The 1,316-nt window shown below is 44.3% G+C and carries 3 protein-coding genes; all 3 read left to right on the top strand.

Annotation, left to right across the window (positions count from 1 at the left end; translation table 11 throughout):
• Positions 1-460 (top strand): 3TM-type holin (locus J8L97_RS22930; RefSeq protein WP_409455180.1); only part of this gene is annotated, 460 nt, incomplete at its 5' end.
• Positions 453-674, top strand: coding sequence for a hypothetical protein (locus J8L97_RS22925; RefSeq protein ID WP_211053030.1), 222 nt, complete (start codon positions 453-455; stop codon positions 672-674). The genes J8L97_RS22930 and J8L97_RS22925, both read left to right, overlap by 8 nt.
• 2 nt (positions 675-676) lie before the next feature.
• A complete protein-coding gene (locus J8L97_RS22920) occupies positions 677-1,129 on the top strand; it encodes a DUF2730 family protein (protein WP_063875339.1) in 453 nt (150 codons plus the stop codon).
• The last annotated feature ends 187 nt before the right edge of the window (positions 1,130-1,316 follow it).

Here is a 1,316-nt window from a genome sequence, read left to right as displayed (position 1 = left end):
TTTGGTGAACGTGATGAGTGATTGGGTGGGCTTAGGCACAGTGCTTGGCAACTTGCTTGATGATGTTTTTACGTCTGACGAAGAGAAGATGCAGCTAAACAATGAGCTAAAGCGCATCGACAATTTAATTGTCAGCGAGCGTTTGCAGCTCGAAAGCAAAGTGATTGAGCTACAGGGCCAAGTGCTTGCCGCCCAATCTCAAATTATCACTGCTGAAGCACACGGCGAAAGCGCATTACAACGCTGCTGGCGACCTATCACCATGCTCACGTTTCTAGTGCTCATTATATGTGACTCATTCGGTTTACTGGCGTTTAGGCTCAGTGAGCAAGCGTGGGAACTGTTGCAACTCGGCATAGGTGGCTATGTGATTGGGCGCACCGTTGAGAAAGCCGCACCCAGCGTTAAAAGCATGGCGACTTCAGTAATTCAAAACATAAGGAAACCAAGCAATGGATGAAGCCGACAGAGCGCAAAAAATCATTGAAGAGTCGATGAATCGAAAGCTTGCTGAGCATAGCAAAAAGTTTGCGGGCCCTGACATTGATTTAGACGAATGCGAACGTTGCGGTGCTGAGATACCAGCCGCGAGAAAAGCCGCAATTCATAACTGTACAACATGCGTTCATTGCCAAGCATTGATTGAACGCGAACAAAGATTATTTAGGACGTAATCATGTATGAGCTTTTTCAGAAGTGGCAAACAGTCATTGTATGGGCGCTCGGTGTAATGGGTGTATTCATCATGGCATTTTTGTATGTGCGATTCCCCTCACGCAAAGAGTTTAATAGTTACAAAGTCACTGCACAGCAGCAAGTAAGCGACACGCAAAGCAATGTACAAGAACAACTCAGCAAACACAAAACAGAGTTACACGAGCAACTAGGCGCTCATAAAAATGAACTGCAAGAGCAACTAGCAGAAGTTAGACGCGGCGTTAGCGATGATGTACGCGAGCTTGAACGGCGCATTGAAAAAATGCCCACAAGTGATGACTTACACGACCTCGAATTAAAAATTGAACGACTAAACACCAACATTGAATCGGTAAAGCCTGGGCTGAGTAATGTACAAAAGCTTACTGACTTGCTGATGGAAAACGAACTAAGAGAGAAGCGTAATGAGTGAAATATTAATAACCCTGTTTGCCCTAATTGGCGTAGGTTTTGGGCTAGGTATTGGGGCTTATTTTGGCGTTACCGTCGTCAGCGTAATAGGCACTTTAATCGAATTTATTTCTTACAAAATAAATAACAGCATCATTAAACTCAGAGGTAAACACAATGCCAATTCTTGATGTACAAGCTGAACACCA

Source organism: Pseudoalteromonas sp. MMG012 (assembly GCF_018100875.1).
Classification (GTDB): Bacteria; Pseudomonadota; Gammaproteobacteria; order Enterobacterales; family Alteromonadaceae; genus Pseudoalteromonas; species Pseudoalteromonas aurantia.
Note: the sequence above shows the minus strand (reverse complement) of the source record. Positions and strands in the feature narration are given on the sequence as shown.